The sequence below is a fragment of the Pseudomonas farsensis genome (genome assembly GCF_014268805.2).
Classification (GTDB): Bacteria; Pseudomonadota; Gammaproteobacteria; order Pseudomonadales; family Pseudomonadaceae; genus Aquipseudomonas; species Aquipseudomonas farsensis.
The window spans coordinates 26,447-51,896 of sequence record NZ_JABWRF020000005.1; the positions used below are offsets into that span (position 1 = coordinate 26,447).

The following is a 25,450-nucleotide window of genomic DNA, read 5'->3' on the forward strand; positions in this document are numbered from 1 at the left end:
TTAAGCGGCAGAGTCGAGGACTTCGGTCAGCCACTGGTTGGTGACTTCAACGCGGAAGTTGGGGTTCTCAGCTGGGGGCACGTCGGTGAAGCGGATGTTCCAATATACCTTGCCCTGCTCCAGCTGGCTGGCGGTATTCAACGTCTCGTCGGCGAACACCTCGAAGTTGATAATTGCGCCCTGATTCTTCAGGTCGCGCATGAAGGCCTGCAGCCCTTCGGTCACGTCGTTGACGTAGGTGGCAGTGATCGAGCGGTCAACCGCCCATTTGTGGCCGTAGAGGATCGCGTCCATGACGATGTCCATGGTCCGCACACGGGTAACGAACGCCCACTTCGGATCGCTGGACAGAGTGCGGTTGCCCCACAGGCGGTAGCCGTCGTCGCGGATAATGGTGGTTACGTTGGCGTTGTTCAGCAGGTTGGCCCGGCAGGTCTCGTCGCCATCAAGGAACTCTATCGGGCGAGTAGTACCAGTGATGCCCACGAACTCCTTGTTTGACGGCGACGCCCAGAACCCGTACTCCTTGTCGGTCCAGGCGAACAGGCCAGCAACCCAGGCCGAGCTGGGGGCGTTGATCGTTGCGCTGGCATCCGTATCCCACATCTGCACGCCCGGATCGACCATGTAGGCACGCTTGGCACCGAACTCGCCTGCATAGGCGATGGCCGCCTCGTCGGTGGTGTTCGGGCCATCGATGATGGCGATGCCGCGCAGCTTGTCAGCCAAAGCCACCATGGCTGTGCCGACCGCCTGGGTCGAGCTGTGCTTCGGGGCAATGAGCAACCGCGGCTGGGCGTTGAACCGGCTCTTGCCGTCGAGCAGCGCCTGCAGGCCGGTGCGCTTGCCGCTGGCCAACTGGCCGCCGATGATCGCCGACGTCTGCTCGGGCGCGTTGTCGACCTTGGCCACACCACAGGCAACAATGACTGCCTTGGCGCGGGTGTAGATGGCGCGGCAGGCTTTGGTGATCGCCGAGTTCTGCCCGAACGCTGCAACCGCCTCGCGCTCGCTGGTGATCAGCACCAGGTCGTTGGCCTTGGCCGTGGTCTCAGGGCCTTCGGTGAAGGTATCGACCAGACCTATGATCGAGGACGAAGGCAGCGCGATACTACGCGCGCCGGTGTCAACGTTGGTCACGGTGACGCCGTGAAAAAATCCGCTCATACAATCTCCAGATATGAAAAGGCCCCGCAGAGCGAGGCCAGTGATGCAGCAGGAATGAAAACGCCCCGGCAATGCGGGGCGTCATAGGGCTTGCTCAGCGATCCAGGGTGGCGGCACCGGCCGCTGCTCGATCGCCGGAAAGGCCTCGCTCTGCGGCCAGTCCCGCAGTTGCTGCATGTACAGCAGCAACTCAGTGAACTGCTCGGCTGTCAGCGTGGTTTCGGCGCCGATATCCAGTTGGTCGCGGTGCCGGTCTCGCAGCCAGGTCACTGCCAGCAGCTCAGCATCGCGCCACTGACGCTCTGGCTCCTCTGCCGCAACTCCCTGCACTAACCCAGCAAGAACCTCGGGGATTTCAACCGGCTCAACAACCGCGGGGCGTAGCGTTTCGATAATTGCCGACACGCCAGCGGCATCCAGGGTCGAATCGCCGAGGACTTGCTGAGGTATGTAGTGATTGAGGATGGTCGCGCCCCAGTCGATGACCATGGTTTGCGAGCCGGCGTCTACGGATAGAACCTTAAAACTCATACGATGACCCCTTTCAGTCTTTCTGCCTCGCCACCGGCGATGATCGAGAGCACATGCCCGGCCCTATCAATTGCATACCCGCCTGCACCTGCGACCGACGTAACGGTTACGCCGGCTTCCCCGGGAGCTCCACCAGCACCACCCTGGTATCCAGAGCTGTAGCGGCCGCCTGCACCACCGACGTCGTCGGTACCAGCGCCCGGCCGAGTAAAGGTGTAGGTGCTGTTCTGATACATCCCGCCTGCTGCACCACCCGGCCGACCTGCACCTCCACCACCACCCGCATAGAGCGTCTGCGACAGGTAGCGCCACCCACCGCCGCCGCCGCCTCCATAAACGAGGCCAGCTCGGTTATCCAGGGCAGTGTCGCACTCAAGCAGCAGAGCCCCCTTGCCCGGCCCTGCTGCCGCAGGATATGCGCCGGCACCACCAGCGCCACGGATTGCACCCTCATTGATGATGGTCAACGTTGATCCGGCGGGAAACACCCCCGTGCGCAACGCAAAACCCGAGGTACCGCCATACAGCGTGGCGCGGTTGATGAACACATAGTGGCTTTTTCTGGTGGGGCTCCCCATCAGCTCGAATATGCTTGCGCCTGCCCGATCCAACGTATTGATGAACACCACTTGCCGACGCCAAACCGTTCTCCAGCCGTCAGCTGTCAGGACGAAAAGCTCCTCGCCCTCGCGCCATCCGTCTGCAAGCTTCACGCTCGGCATCACGCCCGCGGCATATCCACTTTCAACCTTCACATGAAAATTCATCAAGGCACCTCGTACTGCAGCCACAAGGTGCCCACTACGCCATCATCAGCTGTAGGCGGGTTCGGCGAGTAAACAATCTTGCTTGCAGGAAAGGCATCAGTAATGCCGTACCCCGCGAGCGTGGTCGGATTGCTTCCCGATACGACCCGGCCATAGGCATCGACCTTCACCGAACGATAGGTCCCACTCTCCACGCCAGTGGGACCGCTGGCGGCGCCACCTCCCAACTGGAAGGCGGCACCGTCGTAGTTCAGGTCATACAAGACGCCGGCACGCAGGTCGCCAGGGGCCAAGTCGACCAAGCCGCCAACGCCCACCTTCTTCACTGCTACCGGCGCAAGGGCTCCGATCTTGGCGGTAACAGCACCCGTGTTCGTTTCCCCCGCCTGGAACTGGAAACGCTGGCCAGCAGAGAGGGCGGTTAGCACCGCCTCTGTGCTCTGCAGCTTGAGTACCAGGGCGTCAGCGCTGCCCGGTGCAACGCCAAGCCATGCCAGGGGCCCGGCAGACTTGGCCACGTCTGCTCGACGGAGGTACTGCGTATGCGAGTCGGCAGCTTCGACGTGGGCTTTGAGCTGGTTACGTGCGTACAGCTCAGCTGCTTCGCGGGCCTTGTCGACGTAGTCACGGGTGGCCAGGACGATGCTCGGGTCGATCTTGAGGGTGATGTTGGCCACGTTGCCGAACACCACATGCATGCGAATGGTCTGGGTCCGCCCTGACCCCTGCACCAGCAACGGCTTGTAGCTGGGTGGCGGCTTTGCCACGGCCACCAGGTTGCCGGCGGCATCCTCCAGGCCCAGCTCGCGGACCCACCACCCTCCAATCTCCGGCGGTAGCACCAGCTCGGCGACCAGCACTGAGGGGTCGGCTGGCGACTGAAACAGCGCGTTGAGCGGTGCCCGGTGCACCTGCCGCACAAGCCCGGCCTGGGTAGGCTTTGGCGTGGGATCAGGGGACACTCCCGGCTCGCCACCGGCATCCCCGATAAGCATGTGTGTGATATTCCAAGGCAAGCCCAGCGCGGCGCTGTTAGCCTGCTGGGCCACGCCGACATTGGTCAGGAACCCACCGAATTGCGTGGTTGAGTTAGCCATTCAGATAAATTTCCAGTAGGTCAATTGTGTGGTCGGTCATCAGTTCGTAGGCGCCCACGCTGACATCGATGTCCGACGCCTCCCACGGGTACACCTCGATCACTTCGCCGTCGAAGCTGGGCGCGACTTGGTAAGCCGGCACGCGGGTCTCAAGGCTGATGTCCAAGCCGAGCATGTGCCGGCTGACGGGCCGGGCGTCATCGATCAACCGGGACAGCTCTTGGTAGGTGTCCTCGCTGATCCCGCCGTTCGAGACACCGACCTTCAGTGCGAAGGTGCCCCGTGGACCGGGAGGCTGCAGCTCCCACCACTCGTTGATTTCGATCAGATAGCCGAAAGGCTCGACCACCCGGCGTAGCGCGCCGATCGTCCCCTTATAGGCATGGACGAAGAACGCTGAGCGAATGACGGAGCGCTTGACGGTTTCCGACCAGGTGTCGTCCCAGCGGTCTACCGACCAAGCCCAGGCCAGTTGGTACAGCAGGTGCGCCGGGCAAGTGTCCGGGCTGTACAAGGTGCGCAAGGGCACGTCGGTCACTTCGTCCGTGGCGTACTCGACGGCCCGCTCAAGCTGGGTGCTGTTCAGCGGTAGCAGGCTCGTCATGTCAGCTACCCCGCGTCACTGTCACACCCTCGCACCAGGCCGCCTGCGCCTTCGTGGGCGTGATGTTCTCCCAGTCCACCAGCTCGACACGCTCGACGCCTGTGATGTGCAGTTGGGCATCAATGCCCGATCGCACTACAGCGACGCCGAGCCGGCGGCGAGGGTTGACCCAAGCGTTCAAGCGACGCCGACACTCGGCCTGAATGGCCTCGTTTTCAGGCCCGGTACCGACCATGTAGACCAAAGCTTCGATGCGGTACGGCAGGATCTCGGCCGACTGCACCGTCAGCCGATCACCCAGCGGCCTCACATCGTCATCGCTCAGACGCCTGTCAACAGTGGCGAGCAGCTCGGGCGAGGCCTCCCCGTTTCCGTCCAAGGCCAGCACCGTCACGACCACCTCGGCCGGGGCCGGGCTCTCGGCCGTCGCGTCGGCAACCAGACCTGATGCGTTTCGCGCGTGCAGGATGTAGCTGTTACGCGGCCCCGCCGTGGTCAGGCCCTCGTACACCAATTGCACCCGCTCGCGCAGCGCATCGTCGGCCTCCAGCACTTCCGCCACCGTCGGCACTGCATCCAGGTCCTCGGCTTGCACGACCAGACGTTCCAGGTTGACGTTGGCCGCGAGGTGGTCCAGATCGGCGCCGCGGGCGAATGCCAGCAGCAACGACTTGGCTGCATCATTCACCCGGCCACGGTTCTGCAGCTTGCGAAATGCACCCAGCTCCAGCAGCTTGGTGATCGGGTCGCTTTCAAGCAGCGCGTCCCAGTTGTCACCCATGTACTCGCGAAAGCGCTGCAGTTCGTCGTCGTACACCCCTTCAAAGTCCAGGCTTTCCAGCACCTGCGGTACCGGCAGCTGGGCAAGATCCACTGTGCTCATACGCTCACCTCCACGACGGCGTCGTCGCCCAGGTACTGACCGGACAACTGCAGGCTGACTTGGCCACCGAGGACTGCCACCACCCGCACCCGCTCAAGCTTCAACCGTGGTTCCCAGCGTCCAAGGGCGCGGGCAACTTCAGCCTGAACGGCGCTCTTCCACCCCTCGTTGACCGGCAAGTCGACGTAGCGGCGCAAGTTGCTGCCGTACTCCGGGCGCATCCGGCGACTGCCAACGGCAGTACCCAGGATGTCCTCGATGGACTGCCGCAAGTGCGCCACGCCGCTGACTGGCTGACCCGTCCGGCGGTCCATACCGATCATGTTCAGGCCCCTTGTTCGACGAAGTCGGGACGGTTGCGCATGTAGTCGACGGCTAGCGTGTTGTCGCGGCGCACCTCGACGACGCCGCGCACGACCTCAAGTTCTGCCCAGTTGGGCAGGAACAGCTTGCGACGATCATAGGTTTGGTCGACGAAGGTAATCGTCTCCCCCACCGGCTCCACAGGCACCAGGGCCTCGCCGGGGTCTTTCTCTGCCTTGGCCATAAACCCTCCAGCCGTAAAAAAGCCCGCACTAGGCGGGCTGGTCAGTGTTTGTGGTTTGCCGTGTTACCAGCGGTGTCGATGATTCGGCCACCGCCATTGATATCGCCGGTCACCGTTAGGTGGCCGTTGATGGTGACTTGCCCCGTCAGGGTAATAGTGTCGGCCTGGCCCACCAGGGTTGAGGCCTGCACCGTGACGCTCTGCGCCTTGGCCGTGATGCTGCTGGACTCGGCGGTGATCGCGTCGTCGGTCATCACCACCTTGCTACTGCCGACCTCAATCGTCACGGTGCCAGTGGGGAGCTTGATGGTGTAGCTCTTGGCCTGCCAGTCGTACACCAGCTCCCCACCATCATCGAAGCGCCACACCTCGACGTGGTCGCGATTGTCGGGCGGTGCGCCTGCATCCCCGTACAAGCCCGGCACAAAGGTGCCCTGGGCGGGGTTACCGCTCGGGCTGATCAGCACACCCTGCTCGCCGATGCTGGGGATCCGCCAGTGACGAGCCTTGCCGGCGGCCTGCGCATGCCAGCGCACCCAAGCGCTGGTCCAGTCGCCGCCGTCCGAAACCCGGACACGCGCAGCGCCCAGGTCGACTGCAACAACCACACACGGCAGCACCGTGTCGGCCAGCATGCGGTCATGTTGCGCAGAGACATAGCTCATGCTGAGCCCTCCCGTGGTTCAGGCCAGGGCCACTCCTCGACCCCGATGTAGATGACCTGTGTCCACTCCACCACCCAGACGGCATAACCATCCAGTTCAGGGCGGGTCCAGTCCTGTGCCGCCCGCACGAATTTGGCCGGTTCAGCGGGCACTCCCCAGGTTTGCATGCGCAGCAGAACGGTCAGTTGCGCTGCAGTGAAGGCCGCCATCCGCAGGCTATGCGGCTCCTCACCCGCCACAATCACCCGTGCCTCAAAGCGAACATCGATGCCAACTTCACCTGTGCCCTGATCGGGACCAGGCTCCCATTCGGCCAGCTCAATCACCACGGCCGGTGGGTCGACACGATTTAAGCGATCAGGCATCGTGCCGACGTAACGCAGCGCGGGAATCGTTTCGGCGATGTGCCGCTCGATCGCCGCATACAAACCATCAAGCGGTATTGGATCGTCATCCTCGTCCACTACCCACCCTCCCCAGCAGTTTCTGCAGCTCGTAGTTGAGTTCTTGCTTCATGACCACCAGCAGGCGCTGGTGGGCCTTTGCAGTCCACGACTCGAAATGGGGCTTTACGTCGTCCAGGGAAATCATGGCCTTAGCCAGCGGGAAGCGACTGCCGTTCTCGGCGATCCATCCCGAGCTAGGCCCACCGCCACCCGACACGTCGCTGCCTGGGTAGTCGCTTTCCTTGAAATGCTTGCTGGCCGTGCGGATCCAGATATCGGGCCGCCCGCCATAAACATTCTTGAAAAACGCCCCCTGGTAACGCCGGCCAGCAACAGAGACACCGGTGCGGGTTTGCCGTGCCCGACCAGCACGGCTGGCGGAGATCGGGTCCAGACCAAACCAAAGCTTGCCCTGGCCATTGCTGCCTACCGGGTAGGCCCGCAGGCGCTGCCGCACCGAAGCCACAGCGATGCGCTCCTGCAGGGCGACCGCGCGACCGACGTGGGTGCGCAGCCAGCGCAACGTCTTGTTGATGGCACGACGCTGGGCCTTGGCGATTGCCTTGGGCGCGAGCGCAGCAAACTCCTCGAACCCAGCCACCTGCTGCGGAATGGCCTGCAGTGTGATCATCCCGGTGGTGGCAGAGACTTTGCTGTAACTCCCGACGCTCATGCCGCTTTCCTCAGCACCAAGGCCACCAGACCGTCCCCGCCTGGTTCAACACTGGCGATCGTGTAGGTGCCTCCGCCGTCTTCTTTCGCCAAGTCGATTTCTACCCGCTGGCGGGTTTCAACGCCGGCGTTGTCCTTCACACGGATAACCAGGTGCGGCTCGCGCAGGGCCGTGGTGATGCGGCCGAGCTTCGGCTGCAGCCACGGCGCAGAGAACATCCCCAGCACCTCACGCCCCTCGATCAGAGCGCGATCGCCCAGGACATCGAACACCGTGTCGTCCACTTCGTCGATCAGGTCCCGGAAAGCCATGATCAGAGCGTCAGGCGGATGACGGCACGGGGACGGGTGCAGATGTGCAGCGGGTTGGACTGTGCCTCACCGTCGATGCCTTTGCCGAATGGCATCTCTTCGATCTTGCTGTAGTACGGCAGACCCTCGGTATTGACCGTCTCGATGTAATCCGCCGGTGCGTAGATCGAGAGGAACAGGTCCGAAACGCCCTCGGGCACCAGACGTGCTTCATCGTCGGCAACATAGGCGTTGCCGCCGACCTTGCCGCGGTAGCGCTCCCAGCTGATGCCGCCGAAGTCGAACGACTCGCGACCGTCGCCCCGCAGGGATGCGGCCTGCTGGCTGCCCTTGTAGGTATCGACAATCGACTTGTGGGCGATCAGTTTCTTCCAGAACGTCTTGCCGCAGAACGCACGGGCGCCGGTGGTGGTGACGTTGCCGAGGGCGTCCTCTTGCATGTCCAGGGCGTCCACGCACTGCGCCTGAACATTCGACTCTTGGTCGTTGAGGCCCATCGCCAATTTCTGTTGGGACACGCCGAACACCTTGTAGATGTCCAGCAGCACCGTGGCGCCATCGGCATCGAGCACCTTGCCGTTGAGCGCACCCATACGGTGGAATTCGTGGGTGGCATCCAACTGGCTGCGAGCCTTGCTCAGTCGCTTGTTCACCACGGCCTGAACGGCCTGCAGCTCGGTCAAAGCGCCGAACGCTCGAATGCCCTGGATCTCATCGGCCTTGATCGCGAAGCGCTGCGGCAGGTGAATGGTGTTGAACGGAATCAGCTGACGCTTGCTGCCACCGACCACCAGGCCAGAGGTGCCGCGCTCGCCCGACGGTACCAGCGCGAGAATGTCGCCATCCTTTTCGATCTGGACGGTCAGGGTTGGAACGCCCTCTTCACGGAACAGCCCGAGCGCCGCCAGGCGGCCCGGCACATATTCCTGCTCGTTGATGGCCGCAGTGAGGGCTGCAACGCTGAAGGCATCGTCTTGAAAAATGGCAATCTCAGCCATGGGATACTCCAGAAAGTAAGAACCCCGCACAGGGCGGGGTTGGGGGGAACAGAAGGTCAGGTCAGCGCAGGATGATGAAGTGCGCGGCCAAGGCTTTTTCCGCGTCGGCATCGATGCCGGTCAGCAGGGCTTCGCTGACCTCTGCCAGACGCACCACGGCGCGACCGCGACGGGTGGTATCCGACTCGCCGAGGGGGGCGAAGAGGATGCATACAGCGTTTTCGCTACCGTCCTCCGCCACGGGGCTGTAGGCAGTGAATTCGCCACTCGCGGTGAGTCGCCCCAACACCTGCCCAGCAACCAGGGCCGGGCCAGCAGCGATGTTGATGGCTTCGCGGGAGATCTTCCCTGCCCCCTCGGAAAGCAAGAACTCACCGGCGTGGACCGGTTCGTGTTGGATGCTGCTCATGGTCGTGCTCCTTTGTTGGCGGCCTGCCGGCGGGCAGCCCAAATGCTGGATGGGTTCGGCAACTGCGCCTTGACCTTCTCCTGGTCGTCATCGGCCGGGGGCAGGCTGTTGTTGATTTCGAAGCCTTTCCCGGAGCCGACCAGCTTCTCGAACAAACGCGCCCGCACGGCATCAGCGCCCAGGCCAGCCGTCACGTACTCTTTGGTCAGCTCGGGTAACCGCGCCGCGACACACAGATCGTGAATGCCTTTGGCAGTCGCCAGCGCAGCCTGCACCGTGGCTTTGTCGACCAACTTGGTCGACGCAATCAGCGTCTCGGCCAGGTTGCCGATGCCGGCCTTGGTGCAGTCCTGAGTGATCATCAGAGCCAACGCCGTGGAGTCGCTGACGTCAGGTTTGTTCGGCGCCGGCGGCTTCACCGGGTCATCGGCCGGAGGCTTGCTGGCCAGTTGGTCGAGCAACGGCTGCGGGGTTTTCTGGTACCGGGCCATAGCCGCGCCATTACCCAGACACGCCCGCACCTGCACGCCGCTGCCAATCTCATCCACCAGCCCGAGCGCGAGCGCCTCCTCGGCGGTGAGCCAGCTTTCATCGTTGACCAGCCGCCGCAGCTCGGCTTCGTCAATATCAGGCGACTTGGCCTTGTAGGCCGCGATGATCACCTCGAACGCCTGATCGAGCACATCGGCCACCCGGCGCAGCTCATCGGCGTCGCCCTCGATCCAGGTATAGGGGTTGTGAATCATCAGGATTGCGTTCGATGCCATCACCACCCGGTGAGCGCCGCACACCGCAACGCTGCCCGCGCTGGCCGCCAAGGCGTCGATGCGGGCAGTGCAGCGCTCGCCCAGCCGGTTCAGTGCGTTATGGATGGCAACGCCCTCGAACAGGTCGCCACCGTTGGTGTTGAAGGCCACCTGCACCGGCGACACACCGTCGTCGACCGCTTTCAAATCACGGAGGAACTGGTTGGCAGTAATGCCCCAGCCACCGATCTCGCCATAGATGTAGATCTCGATCGGGCTTGGCTCGGCTTCAGTTGCGCCTTCAGCCTTGGTCGCTGCACTGATGCGGTACCAGTGCTGTTCATTTTCCTGCGGTGGCGTCGGCGCCTTGTTGAAGACGCGGACTGGCTTCAAGGGGGTCATGGTTTCTCCTTCTCGTCGGGGTCGTCGTCGACCGCCGACAACGTGCTGTACTTGATTCCCAGGTGCGTCGCCCTGGCGAGATCTGCGGCGTTTTCTTCGTCCACCACCTCGGCGTCAGTGCCGTTGCGCAAACAGGTCTCGCTGCGCGTGGTAAAGCCGGCAGCGATTTCCATCTGCCTGGACTGGACGTCCTGAACGGGGTGGATATAAGCCCAGCCTTGTGGCACCCAACGGGTACGCTGGTATTCGCGGCGACGTAGCGAGTAGTCAGGCAGGTCGACCGCGCCGGCCAACACCGCCATGTCCAACCAGGCTTGCCGCACCGGGCGGCACAGCTGGTGGACGTAGACCTGGAACTGGAGCTGCTCCAGCCTGCGCCGGAACTCGGTAAGCACCACGCGGATGGCGCGGTCGTTGACGCCTTGCATGTCACCGGTCATCAGCTCGTAGGGCAAGCCGGTGCCAGCTGCTGCGGCCATGAGCTGCTGCCGCATGAAATCGCGGTAGTTGTTGCCGGCGTCTGGCGGGTCGGAGAATTCGATCTCCTCCCCTGCGCCGAGCTCCTGCACCGTGCCGGGCTCCAGCCCCACCATGGGGGTGAAACCGTCCCGGTCGAGGTTGACGGGTGACCCGGTGATATCCAACTGCGGCGGGCCATCCGGCGCGGGCTTGCGAACGAAGCCTGCGAACAGGTTGGCCACTTCCTGCCGGAACAGCACAGCATCGTCGAAGTTGTCCAGGCTGCGCAGGCGCTTCAAAACAGGTGCCAGGCGTGGCACACCGCGCAGCTGCCCCGGCTCCAGCGGCTCGAAGACGTGCAGCATCTGCTCGGCGGGGACCCGTACCAGCTGGTTGTAGCCGACATTCAGCGAGGACTTGTCGCTGGGGTGGACCCGATAGCACCAGTACGCCACACGCCGGCCCATGGCATTGAACTCGATCCCGGCGCGAATGACGTTACCGAAGCGGGTCACCTCGAACTTGTCATGGGGAACGAACTCCGGCGCCAGGCACTGCAGTTGCAGCGGAACGGCATAGCCATCCTCCAGCCGGCGTGGACGCAGGCGGATGAAGCATTCGCCGGACTGCTCCACCGTGCGCGCCACTAGCGCCTGCAGACCGTAGAAGTCGGTGAGCTGATCGGCATCGGCTTCATCGACCCAGTCCTCCCACAGCACCTGCATGGCCTTGCGCACCTCTTTGTCGACCAGTTGCGGATGCGGCGTGATGCCGGTGCCGATCAGGTTGCTCACACGCTTGTCGATGACGTTGGCCGCGTATGGGTCATTGCGCACCGCGCTGCGGGAGCGAGAACGTAGATTGCGCAAGGCCGGCATGATCAGGCTGTTTACGCCGGTGTCCGGCGCATCCCACCCCGATGAGCGCCGCCCCTCGGCGGCGCCTTCGTAGCTGGCCTTGATCCGCTCGGGCACCAGGATGCCCGAACGGCCAAGGGACATATAACGTGCGCTCACAGTCCCTTGCCCCCGTGATAGAGGCGAGTCACGCGCGAGCGCGGCCCGGCGGCCTTCACCAGCTCGGACTGGATCAAGTTGCGCGCCTGGATCAGTTCGTCGACCGTTCGATACTCGACGGTACGGTCCGAGTAGCGAACGATCTTTTCACCACGCGCGATCGCACGCTCGACGGTGGCGAGGTCTGCTTTTGTGTAAGCCATGTCAGCGTCTCTTCAGGTAACCGCTGGTGGAGCTGCGGCGTTGCGGGGGTTGGGGTGCGGCCCTTGGGGCCGGCGGTGGCGGATCACTGCGCCTGACCGGCGCCAGCGAAGGTGCTGGCGACGTCGCTTCTTCGGCCTGGTCGTCATCCCGCTCTCTGGCCTGGGGCCGGGCTGGCTGCGGTTCGCTCTGGTCGAACAGGCTGGCCTGCGCGAGCGCTTGCCGCAGCTTGTCCCAGTCGTGCTCGCCGTAGCGGTGCAGGCCAAGGAAGTTGGCCATGGCCAGGTTGTACACCATGAGGTCCAGCGCCTCGTTGCGCTCAGCCTTGCTCTTGACCCACTCGATCCGCTTGTAGCCCTTCACGTAGCGGGCGACCTTGCGTTCGGCCACGCACTGCTGGAAGAACTCGTCCGGCAGGTCCTTGGCGAAGTGCAGCGCACCAGGACCTTGCTCGAAGCTGTAGCGGTTGTAGATCCAGTCTTTCGCCGTGTCGGTACCGACGATCCACAGCTCGGCGCCGTTGCGTTCGGTCTGCCCCTTCCATGTGACATCCACCTGCGAGGGGCGCTGGGCGATCACAGGCCTGCCCGGCTTGCTCGCGCCCTTAAGCGCAAACACGTTGCGCCAACGGCGCACACGGGTGAACTGGTAAACCTCGTGGGTGTGGTGGCCACCGGAGTCGATGCCGGTGGCCAGGATCGCCAGGCTGACGCCGCAAGGGTGCGGGTAGCGGATCTTGAGGCGGCCATCGAGCAGCGCCCAGGTGCGCTCGTCGGCCGGGTCGCCGGGGATGACCTGGTGATCGATCACCCAGCGCTCCATGCCAGCGCCCCAGGCCATGACCATCAGCTCCAGGCGGTTGGCCTGCACGTCGACGGAAGCCGTGAGCGCCAGCGCTCCAACGGGCAAGGTACCGAGCACGTAGTCTTCCTGCAGCGCGCGAGCCTGCAGCACCTCAGCCTTGGTCTGCTCGATCGCGCTATCCCAAACCTCGGCCAGGCGGGTGTTGTAGAACACCTGCATCGGCTCCAACTCACCGCGATCCGCGGCACGCTTGGCTTCTTCAAACTCACGGGCCAGCATGGCCCAGGAATGCCAGCCCAGCGGCGCGTAAAGCGCGTTGAGGTGAAAGCCCACCGTTTCGCCATCGCCAGTAGAATGGGAACGCCACTCCCCATTGGCCAACATCTCGCCCTTCTGGTGCTCCTCGATCAGCACGTCGCATTCAGGCCCCGAACACTGGTAGTGCACGGTACTGAAGTCGGTCGAGTACATCAGGCGCTCCCATTCCAAGCGTTGCATATGCCCACAGTTCGGACACGGAACGTAGTAGTACCGCTGATCACTCATCTCGAAGAGGTCGGCAATCCGCGACGCGCCTTTGATCGTGGGTGAACTGGAGAAATAGAACTTGGCATTGCGGCCGAAGGTACTGCCCCGAGCCTCTGCCAGCTTGATGGGGTCGCCCTCTTGGTCGACATCCACATCCCAACGATCAATTTCGTCGCCATAGACATACCTTGCCGAGAGCTCGGCAAGGTTGGCGGCCGAGCCTGCCGTGGTGGCGTACAACGTACCACCCTCGAATTCCTTGGTATCCATCGTATTGCGGGCATCTCTGGAACGAGAGGCGGCAACACGCGACTTCAGCTCTGGAATCGCGGTGAGCGTCTTGCCGATCCGGGAAGACACCCGTTTCGCCAGCCCCAGGCTAGGCAGCAGCGTCAAGATGTTGGACGGTGCCATGTGAATCAGCGCGCCGATCCAATTAAGGGCGATCTGCGTTTTCATCAACTGCGACGCAACCATCGTGACCACCCGCTTAGACGGGTGGGCTGGGGATAGGCATCGCATGGGTTCGCGGGCATACGGCGTGCGCGCCGTGCGGTATTTTCCAGGTTCTGCGGCACCGGTATCACGCGGGATTCGCATGTAACCGTCGGCCCACTCATCGACCCAGAGTTCAGGATCAGGCTTCAGGCCTCGCATATACGCAGCATGGTGGACCGCCGCCCCGTCTGCGTATGGAAACTGCATAGGTTCAGCTCTGTGAGTGGATGGCCTGCTCGAATTCGGCAGCGGACATGGAGGCAGCGTCATCCAAAACTCGACGCAATGCGCTGGCAAGGATCCGTTCGATTTGCCAGGGGTCAGAGATGGACGAAATTTCAGGCGCAAGCTGCGCCGGAAGTGCCAGAACTTGATCGCGAATCATCCTGCCAGCAGCAAACGCTGCTTGATCCACGACGTCCACTTCAACCAGCGCGCCATTGGCCTTGCGCAAGTTGGTTTCGGTCAGCTCAGCCTGTGCCAGAGCAAGCCGGGCTTTGGATTGCTGATAGCCTGGATGAACAACAGGATGTTGAATTTCCGGCGGCCGCTGGGAGGGTGACACTGTGGCACTGGGAGCAGCTTGCACGTTGGAGTTGCGTCTACCCGGCTCGCTTGTCATCGCTAGGTATTCTTCGCTGGCATCGACATCAACCAAACCGTCGGCTGAGAGAATCAGGCGGCCCTGCAGGACCAACTTGCCGACGTACTGCCGCGACCAGCCCTTGCTTTTCGCGTACTCGGTTCGAGTGAGGAATGTCATGTAAACCTCTGTCACCTCGGGGTGTAAACCTGTCAACCAATGTCAACCAACGTGGGAAAACCTGCCGCTAACAAAAAGCCGCGGGTTCCCGGTCCCGTACCCCGGCCATATCGCCAGGGTCCCCCCCCTCCCAGGATTCCGGGCGGGTCACTGACCCGGCTCGCCTGCCTGCGGTGCCACCTGCCCGAGGCCCAGGCGCTTTGCTGCCCAGCGCTCATACAGGTTGATCGCCACATCGGCGCCGGCCATCGCGGTCAGGCAACCCACCGCCGCTGCCGCCCATACCGAAACCCCGAGGGCGTACAGCAGCATGTTGGTCGACAGCCCACAGGTGACGCAGGCACCCGACCGCAAGGCCAACCGGCGAATCAATCCCCAGCCGCTCATGCCCGCTTTGTCCGCCCGCCACATCTCTCCCGACACACCGCCGACCAGGGACAGGACGATGACCATCCAGATCGGCAGCTCGGCTAATGCTTGTTGCTCGCTATTCATGTAAGCCTCATTGGCAAAGCACGGCGCCGGAAATAGAAAACCCCGCCAAAAGGCAGGGTTCTCGGTGCACCGACAGGTCGGAGCGGGTGCACAGCACAGTGCTTGTGGGGGAAGCGCCTAAGCGCACTTTTGATATCGTGGGGCCTTTTTACCGGCTAACTGCAAAACCGAAAAGAGGCTGTTTTCGGTACTCCGCTTTGGCGCTACTTCGGCGCATCGACGGCGCACGCACGGCGCATTCCCACCCGACGAACGGTATTGGTCCTGCATGGCCCCGCGCGCGCAATTATGATCCTCACCACCTGCAGATGCAGGGCCTCAAGCCAGTACCAGTAAGTGCGCTCTGCGTCCTCAGCGAGCCCTACGGCCCTCATTTGCTCGCGGATGGTGGCTTCGTGGAGATACCTGAACGTAGCGAGGCGAGCCAGGAGTCTGCCCCGCTCGTCTCGCCGCTCCAGCTCGGCCAGAGCAGCGTCCACCTCAGCGGCCGCGCGATCCATGCCAACGCCTTTGACCGGTATGCGTGAGCCTGCGGCACCACCACGAGGGGCTGCGCCCTTCCACTCCATGATGGAACCCATCTGACTTCCCAGGCCAGATTCCAAACCGTATCGGGCGCGCTGCTCGGCCCAGTGGCGCATGAGGACATCAACATCCTTTTTCATCGCCAGAACCTCCCCGAAGAACTACCCGACACATAAATGAGGCAACCCAACACAAACCCAACACACTTAAAACTCAGTAGATTCAATGGATTAGGCATAAATGTGTCGAGTGTGTTGGGTGTGTTGGGTTTAAAAGCTCTCGCATGGAGAATTTTTACCCCGTCAGTTTCCCTGCTAAAAAAAGCGCGCCTGCGCGCGCGCGTACGCAAACCCAACACACCCAACACACGTTCCCGCCATGTCACGGAATTCGGGGCCTGAACCTGTGTTGACTTGCACCAACCAACCCAACACCAACCCAACACACCCAACACACTTTCAGACGTATTCATGCTGCGAGCCTCTTGATGTGGTCCCAGCTGTCCACGCTCCAGCCCGCCAGCTTCGCCCGAGCACGCCACTCGACGACGTTCTTGCCCAGCTCGGCCGCTACAACGGATGGGGGCAGGGAAGGATCACCATCACAGGGGAAGAAGAACGCCGCAAAGCGACGGTTGTTGCCATCCGTCCAGGGGATGGCTCTCGTCTTCTCCACCTTCGCGCTCAACATCAACGAGAACTTAGTGTGACTCATGGAGTTTTCCTTGTTGTGCGAGCACCACTCCAGGAACATCGCGTAAACGTCAGAAGTGAGGCAGCATCCCCACAGGCCGTGCCCCAGCTCGCCGGCTCGCCACAGATAGAAGAATGTCTGCCAAGCAGTACGACTCAGTTCCACCAAGCGCTGACGGGCGTCAGTCTCTGGCGGGCGGGTACGCTGGTTGAAATCGCCCAGTTCGACATCGAGCAGCCAGCCGTACAAGGCAGCGACCCCACCGCTGGCCAGCTCGTGCGCGATAGCTTTCTGCCGCTCTGCCGGCAAGGTCTCCAGCGGCCACATCACCAACATGCGGCGGTCGCTCTCGCTGATCGGCCAGGGCATGATTTCGTTGCTCAGGAAGACCGAATTCATGTGGTTGGCCTCTTCCCAGCCGTTGATGAACTTCGACTCCATGCGCACCGTCTTGCCGGTGATCATGTGCTTGATCTTGCCGACTTGGTTGTAGCGCTGGTCACGGCTGACGACCTCTTCGAACACCGCCCACAGCTTGCCGCTCTGCCAGGCATTAAAGTTGCCTTCGAGCTGGGTCTGACCAACCGTTGCGCCATATCGTCCATAAAGTTCGCCCATGATGTCCGCGAACAGCAGGCTCTTGCCGGAACCCTCCATCGTGGAATGGAACAGCACTGCTGTGTCCATCTTCGCGCCCATGTGCTGCAGCGGGTAGGCCATCCATTTGACCAGCCAATCGAGCGCCACCGCGTCGTGGTTACACAGGAACGAGATCAGCCACCGCAGATTCTCGCAAGCAGTGTCATCCCGCACCGGCTCCAGCGGCAGGCCCTCGAAGGTGTTGATGTAGATCGCCGGGTCCTTGGTCATCGTCGGATCGAACACGATATGGTCGACGTCTACCACCCGCCGGTTTGGGCTGTTCAGCCACAACTGGTAGGCATCACCCAGGGCCATCTTGACGCTGCCCTCTGGCAGGCGCCGTTTCTTCTCTCGGTCCCAAGCTTCTTTGGTGCCATCGATGTAGATATAGCGATCAAGCGGGGCGAGGTTCAACGCACCGCCCTTCTTGCTCGACATCTTACGGGCCTGCTCGAGTTCCTTGACTTGCTCGGACGAGACCAACTTTTTGTCGGTGCTCTCCAGCCATTGCTTGGCCAGAGGTTTACCGACTAGGGCCTCGAACCCCGACCGTTTCATCGACTGCCCTTTGTCCATGTCCCACACGTTCGTGGTGCCTTCGACCAGGGCGAAGCGGCGCTTTGCGCTTCTCAAGACAAGACCGTCTTCCCCCTCCCCCCCGGTGGCCGAGGAGGCGGCCGGGCTTGGCTCGCTCTGGCTGCCGTCAGCACCAACCTCGTCCCGGCCGGCGTGCTCGGTGACCGATGGGGTGCGGGGAAGCTCACCGAGTGGCGGCGGCATTGGCGGGCGAGACTTGGCGTCGAGACCTAGGATCTGCGCAGCTGCTCTGGTAGCTGCCCTCTGATCGCCGTCGTGCATCAGAATGCAAAACACGTCGAACGCATCATTCTTGTGCCCGTTCGCCAGTGGGTCCGAAGTGTGATGGGAGTAGAGCTTGCCGTCGGTGATCGTTACCCCCGGAATCCCTGAGCTGCTGTGCGGGCTCAGCCACTTACCGTCCGCACGCTTGTATCCATGCGCCTCTATCATCGTGGCGATATCATGGATGCGGTTAAATTCGGGGATGACCTCGGGAAGCCGATCACCGGATCGGGCAGGACCCGGTGATGGCTTGGGCAAAGGGCGAGCGGTAGGTGCAGACGGCTTCGGCCTCCACGGGCAAACAGCCTCCCCCTTGGGCTTGAACTCGTCCCAACCCTGCCAGATTGCCAGCAGCTCGGTCGGCAACTCCGGCAATCCGCCGGCATCTGGCGGGGTGCGCCATGTGTAGGGTTTACCCGTACCAGGGTGAATCGAAGGCGGCAGCACGTCCTGGACGAGGCCGCCGCGCAGTTCGAAGACGGTCACTTTCTTGAAGGGCTCAGCTGCCATGCGGAAAGCCGCCTCGCGGCCAGCATCCTCCGCGTCAACGGCTGCTTTCACCTGCGTCATGAGCCCTTTATAGATGGTGCCATCGGGGTCGTTCTTATTGGGCCAAACCAAGGCATGGCGGCTCAGTTCCACGCCCTCGGGGACACGAAACATCACCCGGAAGCGCTCGGGGTTACCCACCGAAGTCGGATATGCGTCGGCAAGCGCGTCGACGTCGAGCCCACGCGTTTGCTGCAAGACCTGGCGGGTCAGCTCGACGTCATCAACGTCCAGCGAGCAGACACGGCTAGGCCCGAGCACCACACCGAGGTTATGGCTCGGGCACTTCGTCCAGAAGGTTTCAGCATCAGATGCGGCAGTGAAGTAGCCGCCGGGCTTGTTCCAGCCGTGCCCCTTCGGGCCCTTTTCGCCAGGCTCGATGGGCACCAGGGCAAGACCGAAGGTTTCAATGTAACGCCGCGCCCAATCCGCTGTGGTAGGAGTTGAGCGCCCGCTCATCTGCGCCGCTCCCGAAGGCTCTGGCAATCCACGCAGGTTTCGCACCCCGCCACCGATTGCTGGCGGGCCTCAGGGATTGGTTCGTCGCAATCCACGCAGATGAGCGCGCTCGGCCCAACAGGGAGGCGCGCAACACGCAGCAGCGACAATTTCAGAAAGTACTCGGCGCTATCGTTGGCGAAATCGACATCATCAGCCATCGGCACGGTCCTCCACTGCTTGACGAGCACCCGCGATAATCGCGAGCACCTGGCGGATAACGTCGATTCCACAGGCCTCAAGCTTCTGGACTTCGTGCAGCTCCCATACGTTGTCAGCAGCACCTTCATGCATGCTGCTGACGAACTGGGCGGCCTCTTCCAGCAACAGACCGACAGCCTTCAACTGCTCATTGGTCGCCGGAACGGGCTGTGGTCGGTACCAGACAACACCTGCGGCACGCCCCAGGGCATCAAGCACGCGCTTGTCGGAGGTGAACTGCAATACCTCTTCAAGCTCGTCAGGGTTGAGCCAGCGGCGCTCTTCGTCGTGCTTCAATTTCTTCTGCAGGGCATCAAAGTCCATGCCCATGTCAAAGGCCAGCGTTGTGAGACCGCCTTTGTATTCGCGCCCTGCGCGGTAGAGCGCGTGGCGGAGGGAGAGAGCCGGACCATAGTCCGGCAGAGTATCGATGCGACTCATAACCGTTAATCCTCGGTTAACGGTGTAGCCATGGGATCAGGCAAGCCCTATCCTACGACCACGACCGTTGTGTGGTGCCTTGCGTGCTGTGCGGGCATTACATGCGGTTCTAGTCATCCGGCCATTCTTGTGGTGAGAGGCCGCCGGATGGCGGGGGTCCAACACCAGGCTGGGTCGCTCTTGTGGTGAGAGCACCCGGCCAGGTGATCCTTACTTTTGGAGCTGCCTTACGCTCCTGATCTCTTCCTCGTAGAAAACCTCGATAGCCTTGCCCACCTCGTAGCGGACTGCCGCCCCCTTCGTCGCGCGATAGATTGTCGGCTGCGTTACGCCGACCCGTTCTGCAATCGCACGCTGTGAAAAACCTCTTTCGATTAGCGCTCCAAGCATCTCTTGTATGGACATGATGCAACCTATTCGTTAGCGAATAAGCAGATCTTACCCAAACGAATCGGGCAGAGCAATACACTAGCGATACGCAAACTAATCAGAGCCATCAGCAGTGATAGGAAATCGCGTAGCAAAACGCATGCATGAGCTTGGGATGTCAGGCGGCGAGCTTGCCAGACGTTCCGGCGTACCCCAGCCAACCATTCACAGAATTCTGTCAGGCACATCGGTTAGCCCCCGGCAGGAGAACGTCGAGAGAATCGCAAAAGTCCTCGGAGTGACTACTGACTGGTTATGGAAGGGCGAAGGGAGCATTCCGCCAGCAGCTGGCCCGCTGGCCAATGTGGAGCCAGGACCAAAAGTCCGTGGTTTCGTACCGCTGATTTCATGGGTACAGGCTGGAGCCTGGTGCGAGATGCAAGAACCGCTGGAACTGGAAGACGCCGAGGCATGGTTGCCCTGCGCGGTCTCGCACAGCAGTGCAACGTTTGCCCTTCGTGTTCGCGGGCTCTCGATGTTTAACCCTCATGAACGCAGATCATTCAGGGATGGCGACATCATTTTCGTCGACCCTGCAAAAGACTATGAAAATGGCTCCTTGGTCATCGTCAAGCTGGCAAGCAGCAAAGAGGCAACCTTTAAACAGCTTGTTCTAGAAGGCGAACGCCAATTCTTGAAGCCGCTCAACCCCTCGTGGCCGGACCCAATAATCGAGCTGCCCAACGATGCAGCCATCTGTGGGGTGGTCGTATCCAAGGTTGAGATCTTCTGAACCGTAAACGGATAGAGATCATCTCGTTTAGGTATTGACCGGAAAAATTCGTTTAAGTATTGTCTGGACCGCTACCCCTCTCACCACTGAGGTCCAGATATGCCAACCCAACAGCACCCCCAAGGGGGCAAGGTCTACTTGCACCCCACCACCTGCACCCGCCCCGCAGTCGTCGACGCATTCCAGCGTCGTACCGGCCTGCGCCTGATCGTTTCCCCCGCCGGCCTGGTCCGCGCCGTACCTGCAGGGGGTACGGCGTGAGCGAATACACCGTCCCCCTGAAACGGGTCATGTTGCTCCAGAAAGCGCTGGAGAACGGAGGCACCACCACGTGCCCCCTGCGCCGCCCCGAGACCACCAGTGACGCACTGATCGAGGTGGAGAACGACACCAGCACGCACCACATCAGGGTGATTTTCGGCCCCCTGACCGGATCGCTCACCCTGCAGCGCGGCGATTCCTCGAAGTACATGGCTTTACGCGACTTCCTTGAAGAACTGGCCAACGGCCGGGCTGACTCCGGGCGACTGTCGCAACAGGCTATCGCCCTGATGGAAGCCCAAGACTGCGTGAACAGCGTGATCGAAGCCCACCAGATCGCCTACGTCATACAAACAGTCACCCCCGCCCGCCCATTCGGTGCCGTCGTCACTGACGGCCTTGGAACAGTCCACGCGGCAGTCACCGGCACTTGCAAGCACCACCTCGCAGAAGCCGTACGCGCCCAGCTCAGGCCTCATAACGAGGGGCACGGGGAGCACCCATGAGCAAAACGCTGGACCAGCTACGCAACCAATGGACAACGCCCTGCCCAACTCTGTCAGCTGTGCGTGCGCACTACTTCCCGCACATCAAGACGGACCGCCGGTTCAGGGAGCTGATCCAGAAAGGCGAGATCAACCTGACGCTCAAGAAGCTGCACAGCTCGACCCGAGCTCAGTACGTGATCTACCTGCACGACCTGGCCGACTACCTCGACCAGCAACACCAACAGACCGCTTAACCAGGCGGCCCCGGCCATCAGGGGCACCACTTCGCCGTCAAGCCACCACCACTTTCAGGCTTGGTGCCGAGAACCAGGAGCACAGCACATGCACCCGCACCAGTACGCACTCGCCGCCGGCACCCTCTGGCTGGTTACGCTCATTGTCCTGCCGTACCTGTTCGCGAAGGCACGCATTCGCGCCTACAAGGAGGGCTTCGCTGACGGCAAGCTGGCCCACCAAGAAACGCTGAAACTGCAGCTGCAGGAAGCGAAACGAGTACGGGAATCACTGCGCGCAGAGCTCGAAGACGCCCAGAGAAATTGCGCCCAGCAGTTAGACGCCCGCACAGCTAGCATCACCGCGTTGAAGGCCCACATCGCCGATCTGGAAGCCAGAATCATGTCGTACACCGCGATGCCGGTGACCAGAGCTGACTACGACTTGATGATCAACGCTGCCGAGACACTGGCCTTGGCCGAGAAAACGTGGAAGGTCGCGAAGGGCACTGAGCCATGGCGCAACCGCGCGCTGCAGCAACGCCAAGACATCCACGCCCTTGCCGTACGCGTGCACCATCAGCTGCGCTCCACACCCGCTACAACGGCAACCGCCGGGGAGGCAGCATGACCGCCGCCCAGCAGATCAACATCCATGCCGCGCAACAGCACGCCCTGCCCTTCCAGCGCGAACTGTACGTCGACTTGTTCGCCGGTGCGGGCGGGGCCAGCAGCGGCGGTGCCCGCGTGTACCGCGATCCTGACATCGCCATCAACCACAACCCCATCGCAATCGCCGTACACCGCGCGAACCACCGCAACACCCGTCACTACATCAGCGACATCTACGAGGTCGACCCGCTGCAGGCCACCGGCGGCCAGCCCGTGGGCATCCTGTGGGCCTCGCCAGACTGCCGTCATTTCTCCAAAGCCAAAGGCGGCGCCCCGCGCAGCAAGGCTGTTCGGTCGCTGCCTTGGGTGGTAGTGCGCTGGGTCTTCGTGACCCGCCCACGCCTGCTGCTCATGGAGAACGTCGAAGAGTTCCAGGCCTGGGGGCCACTGGACGACGACGGCAAGCCGATCAAGTCGGAAATGGGTCGCACCTTCAAGGCATTCATCGCCTGCCTCACTACCGGCCTGGCTGCAGATCACCCGGACATAGGCGAGATCATGGACAGCATCGGCCAGTGGGTGCCGATGGAGGCCTTGGTGCGCGGCTTGGGCTGCGATGTCGAGTGGCGAGAACGCCGCGCCTCGAACGCCGGCGCCCCTACCATCCGCAAGCGCCTGTTCCTCATCGGCCGCACGGACGGCCGCCCAATCGTCTGGACGAAGCCGAAACGGCATGAAAAGCCCAAGTCGGGGCAACTGCCGTGGCGCACCGCCGCCGAGTGCATCGACTTCTCTGACCTGGGCAAGAGCCTTTTCGACCGCAAGCGTCCACTGGTGGACAACACCTGCCGGCGCGTCGCGAAGGGGTTCTGGCGTCATACCGTCATGGCCGAGCAGCCCTTCGTGCTGCAACTGGACGAGCAGCAGCTGGCCGCCGCAAGCCTGACCGAGTTCGCCAACGCGAGCACGCAGCGCACTTTCAGCGCGGGCGAGCCGCTACGCCCCCAGGTGGCCCAGATCAAAGGCGGTCATTTCGCCCTGGCGGCAGCCCATCTGACCCACCTAACGCATCATGGAGACCGATCGGGCTACCCCGTTTCCGAGTCAACCCGGACGATCACCGGAGCTTGCCGAGGTGAACAAGCGCTGGTCACCGCTTCGATGATCACCCTGCGCAAGGGTTCTACCGGCAGCGGTATGGGCCAGCCCGTCAACGCACTGACCACCGGCAGCGGTCACCATGCGGTCGCTGCATGCCACTTTGAGCAGGCGAACGGTGGTTTCTACAAGGGCGACGGGCGAGCAGCCAAGGTGCCACTGAGCACGATTCTCGGGCGCGGCACCAACCAGCGCCTGGCCAGCGCGTACCTGGTGAAGTACTACGGCACCGGCGGGCAGTGGCAAGGCATGGGCGAACCAATGCACACCCTGCCAACCAAGGAACGCATGGCTTTGGTCACCATCGTCCAAGTGCCCGCCGCGATCCTGCCGCCCGAGCTGCTGGTGAAGGCCCGCAGGTGCGCTCACTTCCTGCACAAGTACCTGCCGGAACACTTTCCCGAACCGGTCGACCTGGTGCTCCTCGGCGAGCACGCACTGATCGACTTTACCCTGCGCATGCTTAAGGCCCCGGAGCTGAAACTCGCTCAAGGCTTCAGTCCCGACTACATCCTTGATCGCGGCCTGTTCGAGAACAAGGAAACCGGCCAACTGGAGTGGCACCCCATCTCGAACACCGACCAGATCCGGCTGATCGGCAACAGCGTCTGCCCCGACGAGGCAGAGGACCTGATCGCCGCCAACGCCAAGGACCTGATCGATCTGTACCTGCAGGAGGCCGCATGAGCACGCATCGCCATGATTGGTGCATGAGCGAGGCCGACGACGGCGGTCAATATCACTGCAGGAAGTGCAGGCGACACCACGAAGGCCCCGTCCCAGAAGCTCACGACTGCCCTGTGTCGAACGCCGAGCACAACGCCGTCGCCTGGCTCGGCCCGGCCGGGCTGTATCGCAATCGCCTGGACGCCGTGCGCAACGGCGAGCAGTCGATCGCGCCAGTGTCCTTCGCCGAACTGTTCGAGCTGGCGAGTAAGCAGGTCGCCATGCAGATCAAGAGGGAGCGCAAACGTGCATAACCCCACCCGCACCTGGCAGATGGTCTGCCTTATCTTGGCCTGCGCGCTCGTCGCCGCCCTGATCCAGCTGCACCTGCCAACACCCGTTAACGCCGCGAGAGGCACGTTACCGAGTGTTAACAACTACACCGGCTACCAGCACCTGGCCCTGAGCCCAAATGCACGCCGCGCCCACGAGAGGTATTCGCTGTGACTAGTGCACAGACCTACACCCCGACCACACGGACGCGCCAAGGCGTGCAACCCATGACACGCCCTGCGATGTCATCCATTTGCGATGTCTGCAACAAGGCCCGCGTGAAGGGCAACCACGACCAGTGCTCGAAGATCCGCCAGGCAGCTGGCTTCATCTTCAGCCGGAGGACTACGGCATGAACATGGACCTCATCAAACTGAAAGCCCTCGCCACCGCGGCTGCCGCCAACCAATACGATGCCGTGGCCCTGAATGACTACGGCATGGCAGTACCGCCCGCGACGGTGCTGGGCTTGATAACCGAGACCGAGCGCCACCGCCAGGTCAACGCCGAGGGCTGTAAGCCCGACAGCAACATCCTGCTCTCCGGCGTCCCCTGCGGCGGTGCAGCGCCTCGCCGCAGCCTCGACAAGCCCGACCTCAATTCCAAGATCCACCCCGATGACATGGCGGCGATCACGAAATGGCATTGCGACTTATTGCAACTAACCGACTCTGGCGGGCCAGATGACACATCCTTGCTGCAGGACCAAGCCTATGCCTTGGGCCGAAACCGAGTCCAAAACGAGTGGCTAGGGGAACAACACCAGGCCACCGCAGCCCTTCATCAAGAATTTGTGAGTGGTGAACCGCAGCTGCAACGGCAGGAGGGCCTGGCATGAACACGGCATTTATGCTGATGGCACAGTACAACGGCGTGGCAATCATCTCGATTGATCGTGTATGCACTGACTACTTCACCCACCTAACGCCGGATATGTTTCAGCGGAAGGTCCTGGCCGGCCAGATCAACCTCCCCATCACCCGACTGGAATCAAGCCAGAAAAGCGCGCGAGGCATCCACATTGCCGATCTTGCTCTTTACTTGGATCAGCAACGGGATGCTGCGCGTAAAGAGTGCGCACAGTTGAACAAGACGCTTCGGGCAGCCCCTTGAAGCA

34 protein-coding genes are annotated in these 25,450 nt (G+C 62.3%); 10 read left to right on the plus strand and 24 right to left on the minus strand.

The window, feature by feature from the left end; translation table 11 throughout:
* The 24 genes from HU719_RS22345 to HU719_RS22465 form a co-directional block, all read right to left on the minus strand.
* Positions 1–1,167, minus strand: coding sequence for a phage tail sheath subtilisin-like domain-containing protein (locus tag HU719_RS22345; protein ID WP_186535009.1), 1,167 nt, complete (start codon positions 1,165–1,167; stop codon positions 1–3).
* A gap of 81 nt (positions 1,168–1,248) precedes the next feature.
* Positions 1,249–1,656 carry a tail fiber assembly protein gene (locus HU719_RS22350; protein WP_186535010.1) on the minus strand — a complete coding sequence of 136 codons (408 nt, stop codon included), beginning with the start codon at positions 1,654–1,656 and terminating at the stop codon, positions 1,249–1,251.
* A gap of 38 nt (positions 1,657–1,694) precedes the next feature.
* Positions 1,695–2,465: a hypothetical protein gene (locus tag HU719_RS22355; protein ID WP_186535011.1), complete on the minus strand. Its 771-nt coding sequence runs from the start codon at positions 2,463–2,465 to the stop codon at positions 1,695–1,697.
* Positions 2,465–3,562 carry a phage tail protein gene (locus HU719_RS23655; RefSeq protein ID WP_225917401.1) on the minus strand — a complete coding sequence of 366 codons (1,098 nt, stop codon included), beginning with the start codon at positions 3,560–3,562 and terminating at the stop codon, positions 2,465–2,467. Before HU719_RS23655 ends, HU719_RS22355 begins: the two co-directional genes overlap by 1 nt.
* A complete protein-coding gene (locus HU719_RS22370) occupies positions 3,555–4,166 on the minus strand; it encodes a phage tail protein I (RefSeq protein WP_186535012.1) in 612 nt (203 codons plus the stop codon). Before HU719_RS22370 ends, HU719_RS23655 begins: the two co-directional genes overlap by 8 nt.
* A gap of 1 nt (position 4,167) precedes the next feature.
* Positions 4,168–5,049 carry a baseplate assembly protein gene (locus tag HU719_RS22375; RefSeq protein ID WP_186535013.1) on the minus strand — a complete coding sequence of 294 codons (882 nt, stop codon included), beginning with the start codon at positions 5,047–5,049 and terminating at the stop codon, positions 4,168–4,170.
* Positions 5,046–5,372: a GPW/gp25 family protein gene (locus HU719_RS22380; protein ID WP_186517135.1), complete on the minus strand. Its 327-nt coding sequence runs from the start codon at positions 5,370–5,372 to the stop codon at positions 5,046–5,048. Before HU719_RS22380 ends, HU719_RS22375 begins: the two co-directional genes overlap by 4 nt.
* Before the next feature lie 2 nt (positions 5,373–5,374).
* Positions 5,375–5,596: a hypothetical protein gene (locus tag HU719_RS22385; RefSeq protein WP_186535014.1), complete on the minus strand. Its 222-nt coding sequence runs from the start codon at positions 5,594–5,596 to the stop codon at positions 5,375–5,377.
* Positions 5,597–5,637: 41 nt separating this feature from the next.
* The gene (locus HU719_RS22390; RefSeq protein WP_186535015.1) at positions 5,638–6,261 is read right to left on the minus strand and encodes a phage baseplate assembly protein V; all 624 of its coding nucleotides are present in this window, start codon (positions 6,259–6,261) and stop codon (positions 5,638–5,640) included.
* Positions 6,258–6,725, minus strand: a complete 468-nt coding sequence (locus tag HU719_RS22395) for a hypothetical protein (RefSeq protein ID WP_186535016.1) — start codon at positions 6,723–6,725, stop codon at positions 6,258–6,260. Before HU719_RS22395 ends, HU719_RS22390 begins: the two co-directional genes overlap by 4 nt.
* Positions 6,712–7,380: a hypothetical protein gene (locus tag HU719_RS22400; protein WP_186535017.1), complete on the minus strand. Its 669-nt coding sequence runs from the start codon at positions 7,378–7,380 to the stop codon at positions 6,712–6,714. The genes HU719_RS22395 and HU719_RS22400 overlap by 14 nt, the downstream gene beginning before the upstream one ends.
* Positions 7,377–7,691: a head-tail joining protein gene (locus HU719_RS22405; protein ID WP_186517145.1), complete on the minus strand. Its 315-nt coding sequence runs from the start codon at positions 7,689–7,691 to the stop codon at positions 7,377–7,379. Before HU719_RS22405 ends, HU719_RS22400 begins: the two co-directional genes overlap by 4 nt.
* Before the next feature lie 2 nt (positions 7,692–7,693).
* On the minus strand, positions 7,694–8,689 hold the full coding sequence (locus HU719_RS22410; protein WP_186535018.1) for a major capsid protein: 996 nt from the start codon (positions 8,687–8,689) through the stop codon (positions 7,694–7,696).
* 61 nt (positions 8,690–8,750) lie between these two features.
* Positions 8,751–9,098, minus strand: a complete 348-nt coding sequence (locus HU719_RS22415) for a head decoration protein (protein WP_186535019.1) — start codon at positions 9,096–9,098, stop codon at positions 8,751–8,753.
* A complete protein-coding gene (locus HU719_RS22420; protein WP_186535020.1) occupies positions 9,095–10,246 on the minus strand; it encodes a head maturation protease, ClpP-related in 1,152 nt (383 codons plus the stop codon). Before HU719_RS22420 ends, HU719_RS22415 begins: the two co-directional genes overlap by 4 nt.
* On the minus strand, positions 10,243–11,721 hold the full coding sequence (locus HU719_RS22425) for a phage portal protein (protein ID WP_186517153.1): 1,479 nt from the start codon (positions 11,719–11,721) through the stop codon (positions 10,243–10,245). Before HU719_RS22425 ends, HU719_RS22420 begins: the two co-directional genes overlap by 4 nt.
* Positions 11,718–11,924: a phage head-tail joining protein gene (locus tag HU719_RS22430; RefSeq protein WP_186517154.1), complete on the minus strand. Its 207-nt coding sequence runs from the start codon at positions 11,922–11,924 to the stop codon at positions 11,718–11,720. The genes HU719_RS22425 and HU719_RS22430 overlap by 4 nt, the downstream gene beginning before the upstream one ends.
* 1 nt (position 11,925) lies before the next feature.
* Entirely contained in the window at positions 11,926–13,959 is a 2,034-nt protein-coding gene (locus HU719_RS22435) for a phage terminase large subunit family protein (RefSeq protein WP_186535021.1), read from the minus strand.
* A gap of 4 nt (positions 13,960–13,963) precedes the next feature.
* Positions 13,964–14,515, minus strand: a complete 552-nt coding sequence (locus HU719_RS22440; protein WP_186535022.1) for a hypothetical protein — start codon at positions 14,513–14,515, stop codon at positions 13,964–13,966.
* A 147-nt stretch (positions 14,516–14,662) separates the two neighbouring features.
* On the minus strand, positions 14,663–15,010 hold the full coding sequence (locus tag HU719_RS22445; RefSeq protein ID WP_186535023.1) for a phage holin family protein: 348 nt from the start codon (positions 15,008–15,010) through the stop codon (positions 14,663–14,665).
* Positions 15,011–16,003: 993 nt separating this feature from the next.
* Entirely contained in the window at positions 16,004–18,739 is a 2,736-nt protein-coding gene (locus HU719_RS22450) for a bifunctional DNA primase/polymerase (protein ID WP_186535024.1), read from the minus strand.
* The gene (locus HU719_RS22455; RefSeq protein WP_186535025.1) at positions 18,736–18,939 is read right to left on the minus strand and encodes a TraR/DksA C4-type zinc finger protein; all 204 of its coding nucleotides are present in this window, start codon (positions 18,937–18,939) and stop codon (positions 18,736–18,738) included. The genes HU719_RS22450 and HU719_RS22455 overlap by 4 nt, the downstream gene beginning before the upstream one ends.
* Entirely contained in the window at positions 18,932–19,420 is a 489-nt protein-coding gene (locus HU719_RS22460) for a phage regulatory CII family protein (RefSeq protein ID WP_186535026.1), read from the minus strand. Before HU719_RS22460 ends, HU719_RS22455 begins: the two co-directional genes overlap by 8 nt.
* Positions 19,421–19,630: 210 nt before the next feature.
* Positions 19,631–19,825 carry a helix-turn-helix domain-containing protein gene (locus tag HU719_RS22465; protein WP_186535027.1) on the minus strand — a complete coding sequence of 65 codons (195 nt, stop codon included), beginning with the start codon at positions 19,823–19,825 and terminating at the stop codon, positions 19,631–19,633.
* A gap of 97 nt (positions 19,826–19,922) precedes the next feature.
* On the opposite strand from HU719_RS22465, the gene HU719_RS23785 reads away from it, so the two are divergent.
* The 10 genes from HU719_RS23785 (at position 19,923) to HU719_RS22515 (ending at position 25,446) form a co-directional block, all read left to right on the plus strand.
* The gene (locus HU719_RS23785) at positions 19,923–20,582 is read left to right on the plus strand and encodes a LexA family protein (RefSeq protein ID WP_186535028.1); all 660 of its coding nucleotides are present in this window, start codon (positions 19,923–19,925) and stop codon (positions 20,580–20,582) included.
* A gap of 99 nt (positions 20,583–20,681) precedes the next feature.
* Positions 20,682–20,843: a hypothetical protein gene (locus tag HU719_RS22475; RefSeq protein WP_186535029.1), complete on the plus strand. Its 162-nt coding sequence runs from the start codon at positions 20,682–20,684 to the stop codon at positions 20,841–20,843.
* Positions 20,840–21,349 (plus strand): hypothetical protein, encoded by a 510-nt coding sequence (locus HU719_RS22480; RefSeq protein WP_186535030.1) that lies wholly within the window; start codon positions 20,840–20,842, stop codon positions 21,347–21,349. The genes HU719_RS22475 and HU719_RS22480 overlap by 4 nt, the downstream gene beginning before the upstream one ends.
* On the plus strand, positions 21,346–21,585 hold the full coding sequence (locus tag HU719_RS22485; RefSeq protein ID WP_186535031.1) for a pyocin activator PrtN family protein: 240 nt from the start codon (positions 21,346–21,348) through the stop codon (positions 21,583–21,585). The genes HU719_RS22480 and HU719_RS22485 overlap by 4 nt, the downstream gene beginning before the upstream one ends.
* 88 nt (positions 21,586–21,673) lie before the next feature.
* Complete coding sequence (locus HU719_RS22490; protein ID WP_186535032.1) at positions 21,674–22,195, plus strand: hypothetical protein; 522 nt, start codon at positions 21,674–21,676, stop codon at positions 22,193–22,195.
* Positions 22,192–24,021 carry a DNA cytosine methyltransferase gene (locus HU719_RS22495; protein WP_186535033.1) on the plus strand — a complete coding sequence of 610 codons (1,830 nt, stop codon included), beginning with the start codon at positions 22,192–22,194 and terminating at the stop codon, positions 24,019–24,021. The genes HU719_RS22490 and HU719_RS22495 overlap by 4 nt, the downstream gene beginning before the upstream one ends.
* Positions 24,018–24,314 carry a hypothetical protein gene (locus tag HU719_RS23660; RefSeq protein WP_189659794.1) on the plus strand — a complete coding sequence of 99 codons (297 nt, stop codon included), beginning with the start codon at positions 24,018–24,020 and terminating at the stop codon, positions 24,312–24,314. Before HU719_RS22495 ends, HU719_RS23660 begins: the two co-directional genes overlap by 4 nt.
* Positions 24,307–24,507 (plus strand): hypothetical protein, encoded by a 201-nt coding sequence (locus HU719_RS22505; RefSeq protein WP_186517175.1) that lies wholly within the window; start codon positions 24,307–24,309, stop codon positions 24,505–24,507. Before HU719_RS23660 ends, HU719_RS22505 begins: the two co-directional genes overlap by 8 nt.
* Before the next feature lie 178 nt (positions 24,508–24,685).
* Positions 24,686–25,171: a hypothetical protein gene (locus tag HU719_RS22510; RefSeq protein ID WP_186517176.1), complete on the plus strand. Its 486-nt coding sequence runs from the start codon at positions 24,686–24,688 to the stop codon at positions 25,169–25,171.
* Positions 25,168–25,446 (plus strand): pyocin activator PrtN family protein, encoded by a 279-nt coding sequence (locus HU719_RS22515; protein ID WP_186517177.1) that lies wholly within the window; start codon positions 25,168–25,170, stop codon positions 25,444–25,446. The genes HU719_RS22510 and HU719_RS22515 overlap by 4 nt, the downstream gene beginning before the upstream one ends.
* The last annotated feature ends 4 nt before the right edge of the window (positions 25,447–25,450 follow it).